Below are 16,177 nucleotides of genomic sequence, written 5' to 3' on the forward strand. Positions count from 1 at the left end.
CCCCTCACCCCCCTTTTACAAAGGGGGGGTGCGCGCTTTGCGCGCAGGGGGATTTGTCACGGGGCTCATTTTGTTAGACGTTCTTAGTGAAAAAGTGAGGAGTGAGGCGGTAAGGTCGGGCGCCTCGCGCTTTGTAAAGTAAGCGGCCCAATCATCACTCCTCACCAGCGAGCGCAGCGAGCGACCTCACGCCTCACCTTCACCTTCACATGGCACATTTGACCGCATTAACACTGCACGGCCCACTCACAAATGCGAACTGAAAGGGAACTCACAATCATCGGTGCCGGCCTGGCCGGCAGCCTGCTCGCCATTTTCCTGGCGTGCCGCGGCTTCCGGGTGACCATGTACGAACGCAATCCCGACATGCGCCGCCACGCGATTCCCGCCGGGCGCTCCATCAATCTGGCGCTCGCCCACCGCGGCCTGCGTGCCTTGCGCGCGGTGGGACTGGACGAACCGGTCAGAAAACTGCTGATTCCCATGCGCGGCCGGATGCTCCACGACGAACGCGGCCAGCTAACACTCGCTCCTTACGGCCGCACGCCTGCGGAAGTCATCCATTCGGTTTCTCGCCCCGGCTTGAACCATCTGCTCATGGACGCGGCGGAAGCGGCCGGCGCAAAAATTCTGTTCGAACACCGCTGTGCCGACCTGGATTTCGCTACTGGCAGTTTGTATTTGCATGACGAGCGAAAAAACCTCGCGCACAGCGTAGCGCGTGCCACAATTATTGCCGCCGATGGCGGCGGCTCAGCTGTGCGGCAAGCGTTGGTCAAACATCTCGGCGTGAAAGTGGTGGAAGACCTGTTACCTCACGGTTACAAAGAGCTGACAATCCCTGCCGGAGCCGGAGGGAAACATCAGATGGAGCGTGAGGCGCTGCACATCTGGCCGCGCGGCGGCTACATGTTGATTGCCCTGCCCAATCTGGACGGTAGTTTTACCGCGACCCTGTTCCTGGCCAACGAGGGCGAACCCAGCTTCGGCACGCTCGCGAAGCCGGCCGCACTGCTTGCGTTCTTCAAGCAGAATTTCGCCGACGCACTCGCGCTGCTACCCGATCTCGAAGCCGAGTTCTACCGTCATCCCACCGGCCTCATGGGGACGGTGCACTGCTCGCGTTGGCACGTGCAGGACAAGCTTCTGCTCTTGGGTGACGCCGCCCACGCCATCGTGCCGTTCCACGGCCAGGGCATGAATTGCGCGTTCGAGGATTGCCTGATCCTCGATCAATATATCGGCAAGCACGGCGATGATTGGGAGCGGGTATTCGCGGAATTCGAACGGCAACGGCGTCCGGACACGGAAGCCATTGCCGCAATGGCGCTGGAGAACTATGCGGAAATGCGCGATGCGGTACGCGACCCGAAATTTCACCTGCAGAAAAAGCTTGGATTCCTGCTGGAAGAACGCCATCCCGGTGTGTTCGTGCCGCGTTACTCCATGGTGATGTTCCATCACCTGTCCTATTCCGAAGCACGGCGGCGCGGCGCGATCCAGCAGGGCATACTTGACGAACTGACCCGCGATACCGACCGCCTCGAACGGATAAACCTGGAGCGGGCTGATACACTCATTGCCCAAAGACTCGGCGACATGCCCATCGAAGCATGAACAATCATCCGCTGCTCGCCGGCCTGCGCAACGGCCCCGACTGCATGCTCCAGAATCTCGATCTGGTGAACAAGCGCGGCCTGGTGCTGCGCGTCAGCGAAAAGTTATACCGCGACGCCTCGTTTCTCGACGACCGCATGTTCACGCCGCAGATGGAAGGCTATTGGTTCCCGCTGGATGCGCTGGTGGAAACTCTCGATGGACTTGCCCCACCAAGCTCACACTTTATTTTCCAGGTTGGCCATTGCGGCTCCACGCTGATATCGCGCCTTTTGGCCGAGCTGCCCGGCAACCTGCCGATACGCGAGCCCATGTCACTGCTCACGCTAGCCATGACCCGCCGCGAACTGGGTCGGCCGTCGTCATGGGTGAGCAAAACACAATGGCAGCAGTACTTCGAGCTGGCGACGCGGGCGTTGGCCCGCACCTTTCGTCCCGGCGACCGTACCGTCATCAAGGTCACCAGCACCGCAGGAAACCTGCTGGAAGCATTACCTACGGATGCGCAGCATTCCCCGTGGATGTTGTTGCTGTACATCCGCCTGGAATCGTTGTTGGCCGTGATGCTGCGCAGTCCAAGCCTGCGCGACAGCATCCATGCCAGTTCGCCGGCCTGGACCACCGACTTTTGCCGCCTGACCGGCCGCGACGACCTGCGCCTGGCCAACCTCGACGATGCGCAACAAGTCGCGCTTAAATGGCTCACGCTGATGCTGTTGTTCGACCGCACGGTCAAGGCGGTCCCGGAACAGGCACGGCTGCTGAATTTCGACGACTTTCTCAAAAACCCTGCGGAAAAGTTGACCGGTGTCGCGGACCACTTCCGCCTCAAACCCTCTGCCGGGCAAATCGGGAAACTGGTATCCGGCCCGCTGATGCACAGTTATTCGAAAATCCCGACACAGGCCTTTGACCCCGGCCAGCGCGCACAGGAACTGCGGGATGCCTGCCGGCAGTTCCACGACGAAATCCAGAACGGCCTGAACTGGGCCGAAAAGTTATGTCGCGAAGTCCCCATACTCGAAGCAACCGCCGCCTACTTGCGCAGCAGTTCCTGAATCAATCCTTGTCTGTGATGCACGGACAGGAAGTTGTGGGAGTGACTTTAGTCGCGATTCCAAAAATCCATCGTGGCTGAAGCCGCTCCTACAAATATCATCAAGCCAGACTGGCAGGCACGCGCCGTTCCAGAGTAATGAAAGAGTAGGCAAAAGGATTGCGCGCATCGGCAGCGTGATCCTCACGCACCGTTTCACGCCACTCGGCGGGATCGAGCACAGGGAAGAATGTGTCGGCCTCGAAGCGCGCGTGTACGCGCGTGAGGTAAATCCGTTGCGCACGCGGCAGCGCCTCGCGGTACAGCTCGCCGCCGCCGATGAGCATGATTTCCCGCACACCGGCCACCAGCACCATCGCATCGGTGAGCGACGCCGCGGATTCGCAGCCGGGCGCGTACCACGCCGGGTTCCGGCTTACCACGATGTTGCGCCGCTCAGGCAAGGGTTTGCCAATGGCCTCGAAGGTCTTGCGACCCATGATTACCGGCTTGCCGAGCGTAAGTGCCTTGAAGTGCTTGAGGTCCGCCGGCAGATGCCACGGCATCCTGCCGTGCATGCCGATCTCATTGTTTTCGCCGACGGCGACGATGAGGGCCAGAGACATCCGATTAGGGCCTTCGATGCCGCGTGGTCATTTGACGGGCCTGTCAAGCAGGCGCATGCCGAGCACCTTGGCAGCCTTGTTGAGCGCGGCATCGTGGCACGCAAATACCAGCGCCTCGTTTGCCGCACGTGCGAGATAATCTGCGGCGGCGAGATGTATGCTGTCGTAAGCGCGCAGGGAAAATGCTTCGGCCAGTTCCGCCGCCCGCTCCAGCACCACCTCGCTCGTTTCGACGCGCCGCATGTCGCGCCAATCCTCCCTGAAACGCTGGCGCGCCAGCTCATGCTGTAGTCCGCTCAGGAGCCGTTCGCGGTGCAACCGTGCAAATGCCGCATGGGCCTCGACGTAGCCGACCACTGAGGAGGCCAGCGAATCGGCCGCCTTGGCGGCTGTTTGCACAAGATCGCTGTAATCCTCAGTCACGTAGAGTTTCACCAGCGCCGAAGTATCCAGATACAGGATCACCGATCTTCCAGCACCGCTTTTGCCGCCGGCTCACCCTTGAGATGGACCTTGCCGCGGCTTTCGAGGAAGCGCACGGGTTTGCCGCGGCTCCATTGCACGCCCGCCATCCCCGACGCCTCAGCGGCCGGCAGCGGCCCGAGCCTTGCCATGGGCTTGCGCCGGGCGGTGATCACCAGCGTTTCGCCCTGGCGCGCACGGGCCAGATAGGCGGAAAGTCGGCTCTTCAGCTCACGCACCGAAATATTCATGGTGACCACATCGGATTCATTATGTGACCTCATGGTAACACATTTCGTGGCCACAACATCCGTCGTGGCTAACCGAGCTTTGCACCGTTCGGCACCGGCCGCTCCGGCACCGCCAGCACCACGCTACCGTCGTCGCGATAGAAGCCGCAGATCAGGCACTCGGACATGAACGGTCCAATGCGTTTGGCTGGGAAATTCACCACCCCCAGCACCTGCCGCCCGACCAGTTCCTCAGGCCGATAATGCACCGTGATCTGCACGGAACTCTGCTTGATGCCGATTTCCAGACCAAAATCCACCTTCAATTTGTACGCCGGTTTTCGCGCCTCGGGGAACGGTTCGGCAGCCAACACTGTGCCGGCGCGCAGTTCCAACTTTTCAAAATCCTGCCAGCTGATGGTATTCATGTTTACACCGCCACCGACGCCTTGATGGCCGGATGGCTTTGATAGTTGGCGATCTCGAAGTCCTCATAAACGTAATCGAACAGCGTCGCCGGTTTGCGCTGGATGATCAGTTTCGGCGGGGGATACGGCTTGCGTGTCAACTGCTCGTCCACCTGCTCCAGATGATTGACATACAAATGGCAGTCACCGCCCGTCCAGATGAATTCGCCGGCCTGCAGGCCGGTCTGCTGCGCGAGCATGTGGGTGAGCAGCGCGTAGGAACAGATGTTGAACGGCACGCCGAGGAAGTTTTGGCTACTCGAATTCAGCACAATACACGCACCAATCAATAGGTTAGTTGAAATTTTATCACGCCACCAAAGGGATCATTGCTCAAAACAGAGTCAATTGCTGGCCGCATTTGGGGACGAAAACCATATATTCACCGCCTGTGAGATGCGCGAGTTCTGCGCGTGCAAGGCCGGCTCTATTTGAAAGTAAACGCCTATACTGCCTGCCGCCTCAATAGGCTTGTCAGCTGGTTGGGTGATTTCCAAAAACCCTAGACCAACCCCCGAATCGAGGCGATCGCGGCCAGGGAAATTGCGAATTCGTCTCAGATGACCAGAAGTGGGACCTCGATAGGCCCAATTGACGTGAGATCGCTCTCTACCATCCGTCACTATTGCCACTAATAGGATGACACGGGCGAAGCCCAGGCTGCGCAGGGCGTTTGCCTGATGCACTCCGTGTTCCAAATCGCGAATCTTATTTGGCAATCCGGTTAAGAAAGCGCGCGCCGGAATCTTAACTCTTTTGAACTCGATGGCAGTAGTTATATTGGAACGAAGTGCATGTTTGACGAGCACATCGATATCACCAGGCAAACTTCTCTGCCCCAAAAAACTCGAACTATTCACCTCGAGAGCTACTCTACATTGCGCGTCGAACCCGAGTACTTCTAGTACTGTCCGCGGCACCAATGGGCTAGTGAATAGCCATTTAGCGAGTGCCTTCTCCTCGATATCTGCTACGGATTGCGCACTAAGTGGGATATCTGCCTCCACGGGACGGTACACTCACCTCAGGCCGTTGTATTTCATTGAGCAATCATTGGAGTCACAAAATCGTCTCTCATCCTAAAGGCTGCCGATGACCCATTGTCAACAAGACTGTCCAAAATGCGCATGACTGCGTTTCTAAGAACTGGATCTCGCTTCAACTTAGCAGGTCGCCCGTAAACGAATTGTTGGAGTACAACTTCGAGCAGGAACCGCGTGTTCCCCTTGCGAAGCATGTGGCTGGCGTCCCCAGCCGCAATCTTCTCGGCGATACGAACGAAGGCGCCCGGAAGAGCTTTCTCTCCAATGTAATACAAGAAGTCGCTAAATGCCTCAAGTGCCGTTGCTGAAGGCACCAGTCTAGTGAAAAGCTCAGGAACGAGGCTTTCATGCCCGTCCAAGCCGTGCCAGTGGCGCACGCCTTCCTTCCACTTTGTGACCTGAAAAAGAGCAAATAGAGTGTTTGCACCGGTCGTGTATCTATCGTCGATATGCGTAATCCATCTGCTCTTCTCTATACGATCCGCAAAGAGTCGCCACACATCCCAATAGGCCCCAACATTTGTTACCCTGTCAGCTGCCGACAGAAGTCCGGACAATACCCACTGAATCTCGTCCGGATGCCTATCAACTGCCTCGATGATAGGTGCCATTACTGTGCTCGCATTTTTGACGGTGGCACGAATAACATATTGGAAAAGCATGTCTTTGTTCTGTGATTCTGCTTCCGTCCCTCGCTCCCGATGTCGACCCTTTTTGTTGTCGTCAGCATCCCACCAATCCACCAGTGTGCGCGCTGTGCGCAAATACGCGGCCACGGCTGCTTCAGTGTTAGGGTCATAGTTGTAAATCGCCAATATTTGGGCATTCGCATCCGCCCCGTGTCCCTTCCCTATGTTGAGTCGCTGGTATGCGTCTGCTGATAACGTATCTCCAATGAAGCCCTGCCGAACATGGTCGGCGACTGCTACCGATATCTTGGGGTAGTCCATCGCCCCAAAGGTGCGCGTGGCTCTTGCCGCTTCAATGGCCTCGTCTAGCTTCAGCGCTTCGGTCGCGAGGGCGCGCACACAACGGTCAGCCAGATCGGGGCTTCTAGCCCATAGATTGTTGCTTACACCAACGACCGCAAACCATTTGACCTCAAAGACAGGATGCGTGATCGCCGCGGCGAGTGCTCTCGTCACTTGGCTCAGCTGTTCGTCCGTAAGCTCATAGGTCCGTAGGCGTGATACTGCCCAGGCACTTGGTCTGTCACCACCCATGGCAAACCGTTGCACTCGTGCGGTTTCATCCCAGTTGTCGGACTCTCGCTCCACCTCGGCACAGATAACCTCTCGACACCAGTCCTTCTGAGGTGAAGTCATTTCATTCCAATAGTCCCTTGTACACACGGCGGCCACGTACCCGCGCCACCCGTCTCGCATGAGCACATCATATTCGCCCGTACCACTCTCTAACTGACGTGCCTCATCTAACATGGTTTGCCACTGAGAGGACTTCTCGCTTAGATCAAGCTCATGGTCGTATGCTTTCTTGCCCCACATGAACAGCTTCATGCGTCTGTTATTGGAGTTCTGCTTGGCTTGATTTCTATCAATAACCTCCTGGATATCAACGTCCGGAGCCTTAGGCTCCAATTTGACGTAGCTACCTTGATGCCCCTTCGCATCGTCGTCCGCCCCAGTTATTTCAACCCTCTCTTCTGACAGAGTGTATTGACGAAGGTCCATTCGATGAAGTGCCAACCGACGGACGCGGTCCTCTTCACTTTGCTCCGCAACTGGCCTAAACGAACTAAGCTGCTCGTCTAAGATGGCGTGCACACGTGTCCGAAGCGGCCCAAGCTGCAGATTCGCAATCGCGTCTTCAAGATCCTTTTGCCTATGAGGCAAGGCATTGGAGGCCTTTCTTTCGTCCTCATACACTCTATTGCTGGGAATCATTCCATCGCCAAACAAGCCGTACATATGAGTAGTCTGCGACTCGCCCGCCATCCTCGATCGGTCGAGTGACATGCATGCCGGTGACTTCAGAAGTACTAGCAGCGTTTCCCCACAGTCGTGTGGGCGTGATGTTGCGACACCGGCGATGACGGCAGTTATTGCACCCGACGTTGATCGTTTCAGGATTCCAAGAAGCAACTTATCCAATTGCCTTGGGTATTGCTCAGCGTACTCAAGAAGCCATCGCTCGAAAGCCATTAGAATTGATTGAAAGACATATGACGATACGTGCAGGCCTCTATATGCACCCCAAAGGCGCCCGTTGCACCATTGTTCCACGTGCGATCCGTCGCTGAACTCCAGGCGAATCCGCTCTGGGAGCTCAATGAATTCATGCTCGACGCGGGGATTCGCATACCACTCAGTGCAGTGATTGATCATGTCTATAACTAACTTCAGCCCGACTCGCCCATCCGCCCTAAGAAGCAGGAACAGTGGTCCATGGTAGGCGCTAGCCGGAAAGAACCCATGAGTCCTTCCGTGCTTTATTCCGAATAGTCCCTCAAGCTCATGGTCATACATATCGTGACGGACGGATGTGATCTCTTCCTCGCTGTACAAGAGATACTTGGGCATTGTCCGTGCAATCGTGGCTGGAAGATCACGCCCCGCGGGCCACCCTTCCGAACCGGTATAGATCAACTGTTGGAATTCCTCGGACACACGGTCCCGATCCTCGTCTTCACGTGTCCCTTCCAACAATTGTGTGAACTTGTCTTCGGCGGACTTGGGAATACGCGCGATTACCTCGAATACCTTCTTTTGTTGGTCTCCCCAAAGGTAGTTACCGGCGACACCTTCTAGAATCCAAAATGCGACTGCAGCGACAGACTCGTGCCCAGGTGGATAGGGTGTATCGAAACTTGCACCTCGCGTCCAATCCTCAATAAAACCCAGAAGTTGTACACGATGATTTTCGCCAAATGCGTCCAGATTGTCGGCAACGAGTTTTAGAACGCTTGCCCACGCAGGTCCATCTGGAATGGCAAAAAGTGAGGCCTTACTCCCGGTCGCCTGCACCCACCATGGCGTGGTTACGCATCCGACGCGGAGGAGATGGATAACTCTGAACAAGAGCTTGAATTCGTCATCAAAGAGCTCGGCTTTGTGATTCGCAAGAAACTCTGAGGACTTCGGCGAATGTAATAGAGCTACAAGCGTGTCATCGACAAATTGCGGCGTATACCCGGCGCCACGAATAACAGACTCGAAGACCTGGTTGGACGCCCGGTCGCTCGACTCCAGCAGTTCTCCGATCCATTTCCGGTAGGTTCGACGAATTGCCGGGTAGGTGCCAAGGGCGGTCGCTAGCACCTGAAGGGACTCGTGCGAGCTAAGGTACTGTTCTTCGACCCACTGCAAAATCGCCCAGTCCTCAAGAACATCATGCGCCGGTGCAACTAGGATCTGGGAATGTGAAGGTCCGGCGACCAGGGAATCACTGCGTAAATGCTCCAGAACGGCCGGATCTAGATCACCGCACGGAGCGTAGAGCGCCAGTGCTCTCGCTCTTCGTACCGCTATTTCCATGAAGACCTGCTCGCGCTTCCGTGGCATCCCATTGCCAGTCTGGTGGTCGACCCTGACAATATCTCGCCAGAACCGGTCCCGAAATCCGCGCTCGTCCTGGGGCAGCGCTGAAGTCGATGCCCAATTAATGCGGAGTGCCTTGTCTAAAACGTATGGATTGCGTAGCAACCTACGCAGGGCGGGGTCGGCCATTGGTCTCTTGAGGGCTGGGTATGCTAACTCCACTTCTGTTAGTTCATCGTCGCCAAGCTGCGGAATCGCCATTACAGTGTGTGCTGATGCGCCGAGCAAACCTGTTCTTACCAAGTCCGTCGAGTACTCGCGGCAAGTCAGAACAAGACGCCAACTCTTATCCTTCGCGATAAGTGTGAGGAGGTCGGAGAAACCGTCACGTGTCGATGCCTCAAGCAGGCGCTCAATGCTTTCGACCAAGAGTACCTTGCTTGTCTGTGACGCCATGGTCGCACCAAGAGCAGCCGCCGACACGTTTACACCAATTGAGCGAAGCGTTGTATCGAGATGTGTGGATTTAAATTCTTCTGCTCTGAAGCAGAATATAAAGTGCTCTCTCGATAACGTTGCCATTACATCCTTAGTGACAACAGACTTACCGGAACCTGCAGCACCCGAAATCAATACGATCTGATTTGCGGTCAACTCGCCCATTACCCGCTGCACAAGGGCAGCTCGCGGTAAGTGCAAATCAGTACCAATGGTCGACCTAATACCATCCAAGATAACGTTGGAATGATCTCTAAGAGTCGTTAGTAGAGCGTTCTCGGCAGTGCCGATGCCTCCATGGCGAGAGGTAAGAGCCTCTGGCAGATCACCTAATTTAAAGCTACGTGCAGTAGCCATCCCTTGACTTGCAATAGTCAGAAGTTGATTCCAAGTCGCGCCTGCTGTCGCGACTGGATCCGCATCTTTCGTGGTATAGGCAAGAAGCGACCTGATGGAAGCTTCTGACTGACTAGTAGAGGTGTGCAGGTCCAAGACCAGAACGTCGATTGCTTTGAGGAAGGCCCAAATCGAGGATGCTGATCGTGCTTCTCCGACCAATTGTCCTACCAATTGTTGGATTACCTTACAGTAATCTACAGTTTTGTTATTTACAAACCCTGGAATGGCCAAGCGACGTTCGAAATCGTCGGCAGAAGATGCGGCTTTTGCGCAATCAAGAAGGCCAGTGAAATGCTCGAGCAGGGCATTTGTGCCTCGCAGCGTAGCCAATACAAGACGATCGGTGCCCGGTAAAAACAGACTCTTGTTGTTGAAGTCATCCCACCAGTCGGATACTACCTTTTTGAAATCCTCATCTGATACACCGACAGTTACCTTGCGTTTTACTTGACCGATAAGCTTGTGGCACTTGTGGCTGGAGTCTCGAACTGTGACTAGGAAATCGTCGGTATTCCAGCCTAGGTGCTCAGTCTGGAGGTCAACCTGTATGACCGTGCTATCGGTGAATATTGGTGGGGTGGCGCTAACTAGAAGCTGCGCAAGCCAGTAAGCATCAACATGTTGCTCAAAGAATGTGCCAGCACCGCCGGTTGCTGCCGGGCTAGAGACGGCAACTTGTTGTGAATCATCGGGTGATCCGGCGACGCGTTCCCGTTGCGGCTCAGCCGGTTCCTCTGACTCGTTGTTCATGCCATCTATCACTTAATTGGCTTAGCGCCGCATCCACTGATCTCAATTATCCCTGTCTGATTTTAAGCTTGGGAATGTCTGATCAATTGAGTGAGTTTAGTGGATTGGCGATGCTTAAGGTGGTGAGGGTTTCTTGATTTTAAGCCGTCAAATAGCAATGACCACACAAACATATCAGAATTTCCCCAGCATGAAACCTTCCTACACCGCTACCGGCGCCTTGATGGCCGGATGCGATTGATAATTGGCGATCTCGAAATCCTCGAAACGGTAATCAAAAAGCGTGGGCGGTTTGCGCTTGATGACCAGCGTCGGCAGGGGATACGGCTTGCGCGTCAACTGCTCATCCACCTGCTCCAGATGATTGACATACAAATGGCAATCGCCGCCGGTCCAGATGAATTCGCCCGGCTGCAGGCCGGTCTGCTGCGCGAGCATGTGGGTGAGCAGCGCGTAGGAACAGATGTTGAACGGCACGCCGAGGAAAACATCGGCGCTGCGCTGGTAGAGCTGACAGGAAAGCCGGCCGTTCGCCACGTAGAACTGGAAGAATGCGTGGCAAGGCTGCAAAGCCATCTTGTCGAGGTCCGCCACGTTCCAGGCGCTCACGATCAGGCGGCGTGAATCCGGATTGCTGCGCAACTGCTCCAGGACCTTTGAAATCTGATCAATATGGCGCCCGTCCGGCGCCGGCCAGGAACGCCATTGATAGCCGTACACCGGGCCGAGATTGCCTTGCTCGTCGGCCCACTCGTCCCAGATACTCACACCGTGCTCGTGCAAATAGCCAGTATTGGTATCGCCGCGCAGGAACCACAGCAGTTCGCAGATGATGGAGCGAAAATGCAGTTTCTTGGTGGTCACGGCGGGGAAGCCACCGGCCAAATCGAAGCGCATCTGGTAACCGAATACCGACAGCGTGCCGGTGCCGGTGCGGTCGCTTTTGCGTGCGCCGCGGTCGCGCACGTGACGCATGAGTTCCAGATACTGCCGCATCAGGCGCTCTCTGCAGTCGATTTGCGCCGGTAGGCCAACACCAGCAGCACGATGCCGACCGCGATCAACGGCAGCGATAGAATCTGGCCCATGGTCATCCAGCCGAACGCCAGATAGCCGAACTGCGGGTCCGGCAGGCGTACGAACTCGACCGCAAAGCGGAAACAGCCATACAGCAGCGCAAACAGGCCGGACGCGGCCATGCGCGGGCGCGGTTTCATGGTGAACACGAACAGCACTACGAACATCACCACGCCTTCCAGCAGGAATTCATACAGCTGGGTCGGCTGGCGCGGCAGGCTGAAGCCGTTGACGGCATCGCGGCAATACTCACCGCCGGTGAATCGCGTGTTGGTGCACGGCAGACGCATGGCCCAGGGCAGCGTCGTGGAAATCTTGCCCCACAATTCGCCGTTGATGAAATTGCCGATACGGCCGGCCGCCAGCCCAATGGGCACCACCACCGCGGAAAAATCCACCACGTCGAAGTAGTGCTTGTGATACTTGCGCGCAAGCAGCGCGACCGCAACCAGCACGCCGAGCAGGCCGCCGTGGAACGACATGCCTCCGTCCCAGACCTGGAAGATGTACAGCGGATTCTGCCATTCCAGCCACTGACCCTCCGGCGTGTAGGCGTAGAACAGCGTGTAGCCGATGCGCCCGCCGATGACCACGCCGAGCGCCACGTAAAACAGCAGATCGCCCACCTGCTCCGCGGTCCAGCCGCTGGCGTAGCGGCGCGACACCCGCAGGCGCGCGGCCAGGTAACAACCCAGGAAGCCGATGAGGTAGGTAATGCCGTACCAGTGCACCTTGAGCGGGCCGAGGCTGAAAGCGACCGGATCGAAATCGGGATAGGTGAGCATGGGTGGCTATTTTAAGCGACAAGCTGTGAATTTCCGCGCGATCCACGCGACGAATCTGCTCGCATGATCATCCCTGTGCTCCCGGTCGCCGCTAGTGCGGCTCACTCAGGACACGCACGAAAAACGCCTTGAGGTACGCGGTTTCGAGAATCGCCGGATGCACCGGATGATCCGCGGCCTGTGCGCCGCGCTCCAGCAGCTGCGCTTCGCGGTTCAGATGGCGGGCGGCAGACTGAATCGCCGCCACCAGTTCGTCCGCCGGCAGATGATGGGAACATGAGCAGGAGATCAGCAGGCCGTCGTGCGCCAGCAACTGCATGCCCAGCTGATTCAGGCGCCGGTAGGCATCGCGGCCGGCTGCCAGATCCTTCCTGCGCTTGACGAAAGCCGGCGGGTCGAGAATCACCACGTCGAATTTCTCGCCGGCCGCATGCAGGGCGCGCAGGCCGTCGAAGGCATCCGCCTTGTGCACGCCGACGCGCACAGAGTTGAGCGCGGCATTGTGCTCCGCCAGCGCCAGCGCGCCGGCCGAGCTGTCCATGCACAGTGCCTCGCGCGCTCCCCACGCCAGCGCCTGAATTCCCCACGCGCCCACGTAGCTGAACACGTCCAGCACGCGCCGGCCGGAGACGTATCGCGCCAGCCGGCCGCGATTGTCGTGCTGGTCGAAGAACCAGCCGGTTTTTTGGCCACCCGCGAGCACTATCTCGAATTTCCGCCCGTGCTCCTCGACGATCACCCGTTCAGGCACCTCGCCATACGCGGTGTCGGTATACAGCGGCAGGCCTTCCAGCTCACGGATGCTCACGTCGTTGCGCCACAGAATCCCGGCCGGTTTAAGTACCGTGGCGAGCGCCGCCACAATGTCATCTTTCATCCGCTCCATGCCGGCGGTGGTGATCTGCGCCACCAGCACCTCGCCATAACGGTCCACCACCAGACCCGGCAAGCCGTCGGATTCACCGAACACCAGCCGGTAAAACGGCCGCGGATACAGCTGCGCGCGCAGCGCCAGCGCAAGGTTCAGGCGCTGCACCAGCCATGCGCTGTCCGGCGGATGGCGCTCGTCCCGCGACAGGATGCGCGCACAGATGAGCGAATTGGGATTGACATAGCCGCTGCCGAGAAAACGGCCGCCGTGGTCGCGTATTTCCACCGCATCGCCGGGGCCGAACGCCGTGAGCGGTGTGCGCGCGGTGTCCACTTCGTTGCTGAACACCCACAGGTGACCGGTCCGCAGGCGCCGGTGTGCATTCTTTTTCAATATCAGCGACGGCAGCATATTTTTATCCCCTTATTCGCTCGCGGTCCGGGGGACTTGAAATCCCCCCTCTTTCGCACTTCGCAATCGTGCTTCGTGCGAAAGTCCAGGGCAGCCCTGAGCACTCTGCCATCCTGCGTCGTGTTCAGGTCCAGGGAGACCCATCCCTGGTCTCCCGCACATCGCTTCGCGATGTGCCCATGGCTGCCCGCTCGGGGCTTCGCCCCTTGCCCCCTTTGAAAAGGGGGACGCGCTTCGCGCGGGGGGATTTGTACTGTGTGTCAATTTTGTTGAGTGCTCCAAGGGCTTATAGTGTTCCGCATTGTATCAACGCGATCAATTCCATGAGCAATCCAGCACACGCCAACCGGTTGGCTGGTGAAACCAGTCCGTATCTTTTGCAACACGCCCACAACCCCGTGGACTGGCACGCGTGGAACGCGGACGCCCTGGCTCTGGCGCGCACGCAAAACAAACCGATCCTGCTCTCCATCGGCTACTCCGCCTGCCACTGGTGTCACGTGATGGCGCACGAATCCTTCGAGGATGCCGACACCGCCGCGCTCATGAACCGGCTGTTCGTCAACATCAAGGTGGACCGCGAGGAACGCCCGGACCTGGACCGCGTATATCAGCTCGCGCACCAGGTGCTTGTGCAGCGCGGCGGCGGCTGGCCATTGACGGTGTTCCTCACGCCCGATGACCTTACGCCGTTCTTCGCCGGCACCTATTTCCCGCGCGAACCGCGCTACGGCATGCCCGGTTTCAGGGAAGTATTGGAGCGCGTCGCACAGTTTTACCGCGAGCATCGCGACGAGCTGCGGCAACAAAACGCCGCGCTCCGCGACGCAATCCAGCGCAGCGCCGGCGAAACCGCCACTTCCGCCGGGGAATTGACGCGCGCTCCGCTGGAAGCGGCTTACCGCTCGCTCACGGAAAGCTTCGATGCGCGCTTCGGCGGCTTCGGGCGTGCGCCCAAGTTCCCGCATGCGCCAAGCCTGGAATTCCTGCTGTGGCACGCCGCCGATGCGGACTCCGACGCGCAGAGCGCAAACCGCAGCCGGACCATGGTGGAAACCACGCTCACGCGCATGGCCCAGGGCGGCCTCTACGACCAGTTGGGCGGCGGCTTCTGCCGCTACTCAACCGATGCAGCCTGGATGATCCCGCACTTCGAAAAGATGCTTTACGACAACGGGCCGCTGCTCGCCCTGTATGCACAAACCGCAAAATTCACCGGTAGCAGCTTCTATGCGGACATCGCCAAGCAGACGGCCGCATGGGTCATGGCCGAGATGCAGTCGCCGCAGGGCGGCTACTATTCCAGCCTGGACGCGGATTCCGAAGGCCACGAAGGCAAGTATTACATCTGGGACAAAGAGGAGGTCCGCGCACTGCTGAGCCCAGAAGAATTCGCCGCGTTTGCACCGCGCTATGGACTGGACCAACCGCCGAATTTTGAGGGCCATTGGCATCTGTACGTGCCACAGATAGCTACCCCCTCTCCCCCATCGGTGAGAGCGAAGGATCAGGCGGTGTTGGAATCCACGCGGCGGAAATTGCTGGAAGCGCGGCGCAAGCGCGTACGCCCCGGCCTCGACGACAAGGTGCTTACCGCCTGGAACGGCCTGATGATCCGCGGCATGGCACTGGCCGGCCGTCTGCTCGACGAGCCGCGATTTGTCGAATCCGCAGAGCGCGCCGCCCGTTTCGTGCGCGGGCATCTTTGCCGTGACGGCCAACTGCTGGCTTCCTGGCGCGATGGTCAGGCCAGGCTGCCGGCCTATCTGGACGATTACGCCTTGCTGCTGGATGGCGTGCTGGAACTTCTGCAAGCCCGCTGGGACAGCGAATTGTTCGGCTTTGCCCGCCAGTTAGCCGATGGCCTGCTGGTACGCTTCGAAGACAAAGAACACGGAGGCTTCTGGTTCACGGCCAACGATCAGGACATCCCGCTGTATCGTCCCAAGACCTTCAGCGATGAATCGCTGCCCGCCGGCAACGCGGTGGCCGCCCGCGTTCTGCTGCGGCTCGGTCATGTGTGTGCAGAGCCACGCTATCTCGACGCGGCCGAACGCACGGTCAAAGCCGCGCTACCGTCGGTAAACCGTTATCCCGAAGCTCACGCCAGCATGCTGCTGGCGCTCCAAGACGCCCTCGAACCGCCGACTATGGTCGTAGTGCGGGGCAAGGCAGACAAGCTGCACGCGTGGCAAAAGCAGCTGGACCGGAAATTCGATCCGCGACGGATTGTGCTGGCAATTCCCAGCGATGCTGAGAATCTGATGGGCTTGCTGGCGCAATGTGCGCCACGCGGAGATGCCTGTGCTTATGTATGCCGTGGTACACAGTGCTCATTGCCCATCGAGACCCTAGAAGAACTCGCATCGCTCTAAGACGCACTGGGCGGATAGCCGCGCGCTACGCTG

The 16,177-nt window shown here is 58.1% G+C and carries 12 protein-coding genes and 1 pseudogene; 3 read left to right on the forward strand and 10 right to left on the reverse strand.

Annotated elements, in window-relative coordinates; all coding sequences use genetic code 11:
- The first annotated feature begins 252 nt into the window (after positions 1 to 252).
- Entirely contained in the window at positions 253 to 1,617 is a 1,365-nt protein-coding gene (locus tag VJR90_06910) for an NAD(P)/FAD-dependent oxidoreductase (GenBank protein HKV97196.1), read from the forward strand.
- Positions 1,614 to 2,675, forward strand: a complete 1,062-nt coding sequence (locus VJR90_06915) for a hypothetical protein (protein HKV97197.1) — start codon at positions 1,614 to 1,616, stop codon at positions 2,673 to 2,675. The genes VJR90_06910 and VJR90_06915 overlap by 4 nt, the downstream gene beginning before the upstream one ends.
- A 100-nt stretch (positions 2,676 to 2,775) precedes the next feature.
- On the opposite strand, the gene folA is transcribed toward VJR90_06915, so the two are convergent.
- From folA to VJR90_06965, 10 genes and pseudogenes are all read right to left on the reverse strand, one after another.
- The gene (gene folA, locus VJR90_06920) at positions 2,776 to 3,279 is read right to left on the reverse strand and encodes a type 3 dihydrofolate reductase (GenBank protein ID HKV97198.1); all 504 of its coding nucleotides are present in this window, start codon (positions 3,277 to 3,279) and stop codon (positions 2,776 to 2,778) included.
- 27 nt (positions 3,280 to 3,306) lie between these two features.
- Positions 3,307 to 3,744, reverse strand: a complete 438-nt coding sequence (locus VJR90_06925) for a type II toxin-antitoxin system VapC family toxin (protein ID HKV97199.1) — start codon at positions 3,742 to 3,744, stop codon at positions 3,307 to 3,309.
- Positions 3,741 to 4,025: a type II toxin-antitoxin system prevent-host-death family antitoxin gene (locus tag VJR90_06930; GenBank protein ID HKV97200.1), complete on the reverse strand. Its 285-nt coding sequence runs from the start codon at positions 4,023 to 4,025 to the stop codon at positions 3,741 to 3,743. Before VJR90_06930 ends, VJR90_06925 begins: the two co-directional genes overlap by 4 nt.
- A gap of 35 nt (positions 4,026 to 4,060) precedes the next feature.
- On the reverse strand, positions 4,061 to 4,399 hold the full coding sequence (locus tag VJR90_06935) for a tRNA-binding protein (protein HKV97201.1): 339 nt from the start codon (positions 4,397 to 4,399) through the stop codon (positions 4,061 to 4,063).
- 2 nt (positions 4,400 to 4,401) lie between these two features.
- Positions 4,402 to 4,698: pseudogene (thyA, locus tag VJR90_06940) on the reverse strand (thymidylate synthase).
- Positions 4,699 to 4,782: 84 nt separating this feature from the next.
- Positions 4,783 to 5,298 (reverse strand): hypothetical protein, encoded by a 516-nt coding sequence (locus tag VJR90_06945; protein ID HKV97202.1) that lies wholly within the window; start codon positions 5,296 to 5,298, stop codon positions 4,783 to 4,785.
- 179 nt (positions 5,299 to 5,477) lie between these two features.
- Entirely contained in the window at positions 5,478 to 10,625 is a 5,148-nt protein-coding gene (locus VJR90_06950) for an AAA family ATPase (GenBank protein HKV97203.1), read from the reverse strand.
- A 201-nt stretch (positions 10,626 to 10,826) separates the two neighbouring features.
- On the reverse strand, positions 10,827 to 11,621 hold the full coding sequence (locus VJR90_06955) for a thymidylate synthase (GenBank protein HKV97204.1): 795 nt from the start codon (positions 11,619 to 11,621) through the stop codon (positions 10,827 to 10,829).
- Entirely contained in the window at positions 11,621 to 12,487 is an 867-nt protein-coding gene (lgt, locus tag VJR90_06960) for a prolipoprotein diacylglyceryl transferase (GenBank protein HKV97205.1), read from the reverse strand. Before lgt ends, VJR90_06955 begins: the two co-directional genes overlap by 1 nt.
- Positions 12,488 to 12,578: 91 nt before the next feature.
- Positions 12,579 to 13,769 carry a class I SAM-dependent rRNA methyltransferase gene (locus VJR90_06965; protein HKV97206.1) on the reverse strand — a complete coding sequence of 397 codons (1,191 nt, stop codon included), beginning with the start codon at positions 13,767 to 13,769 and terminating at the stop codon, positions 12,579 to 12,581.
- 323 nt (positions 13,770 to 14,092) lie between these two features.
- Here VJR90_06965 and VJR90_06970 point away from each other — a divergent pair, with 323 nt between their 5' ends.
- On the forward strand, positions 14,093 to 16,144 hold the full coding sequence (locus VJR90_06970) for a thioredoxin domain-containing protein (GenBank protein HKV97207.1): 2,052 nt from the start codon (positions 14,093 to 14,095) through the stop codon (positions 16,142 to 16,144).
- Positions 16,145 to 16,177: the final 33 nt, after the last annotated feature.

This window comes from Gammaproteobacteria bacterium, from assembly GCA_035279405.1.
GTDB lineage: Bacteria > Pseudomonadota > Gammaproteobacteria > Natronospirales > REEB76 > REEB76.

What these genes read in the sequence shown, in the direction of transcription:
- VJR90_06970 (HKV97207.1), top strand. Translation starts at nt 14,093, where the DNA reads ATGAGCAATCCAGCACACGCCAACCGGTTGGCTGGTGAAACCAGTCCG.
- VJR90_06955 (HKV97204.1), bottom strand. Translation starts at nt 11,621, where the DNA reads ATGCGGCAGTATCTGGAACTCATGCGTCACGTGCGCGACCGCGGCGCA.
- folA (HKV97198.1), bottom strand. Translation starts at nt 3,279, where the DNA reads ATGTCTCTGGCCCTCATCGTCGCCGTCGGCGAAAACAATGAGATCGGC.
- VJR90_06965 (HKV97206.1), bottom strand. Translation starts at nt 13,769, where the DNA reads ATGCTGCCGTCGCTGATATTGAAAAAGAATGCACACCGGCGCCTGCGG.
- VJR90_06950 (HKV97203.1), bottom strand. Translation starts at nt 10,625, where the DNA reads ATGAACAACGAGTCAGAGGAACCGGCTGAGCCGCAACGGGAACGCGTC.
- VJR90_06910 (HKV97196.1), top strand. Translation starts at nt 253, where the DNA reads ATGCGAACTGAAAGGGAACTCACAATCATCGGTGCCGGCCTGGCCGGC.
- VJR90_06935 (HKV97201.1), bottom strand. Translation starts at nt 4,399, where the DNA reads ATGAATACCATCAGCTGGCAGGATTTTGAAAAGTTGGAACTGCGCGCC.
- lgt (HKV97205.1), bottom strand. Translation starts at nt 12,487, where the DNA reads ATGCTCACCTATCCCGATTTCGATCCGGTCGCTTTCAGCCTCGGCCCG.
- VJR90_06915 (HKV97197.1), top strand. Translation starts at nt 1,614, where the DNA reads ATGAACAATCATCCGCTGCTCGCCGGCCTGCGCAACGGCCCCGACTGC.
- VJR90_06930 (HKV97200.1), bottom strand. Translation starts at nt 4,025, where the DNA reads ATGAGGTCACATAATGAATCCGATGTGGTCACCATGAATATTTCGGTG.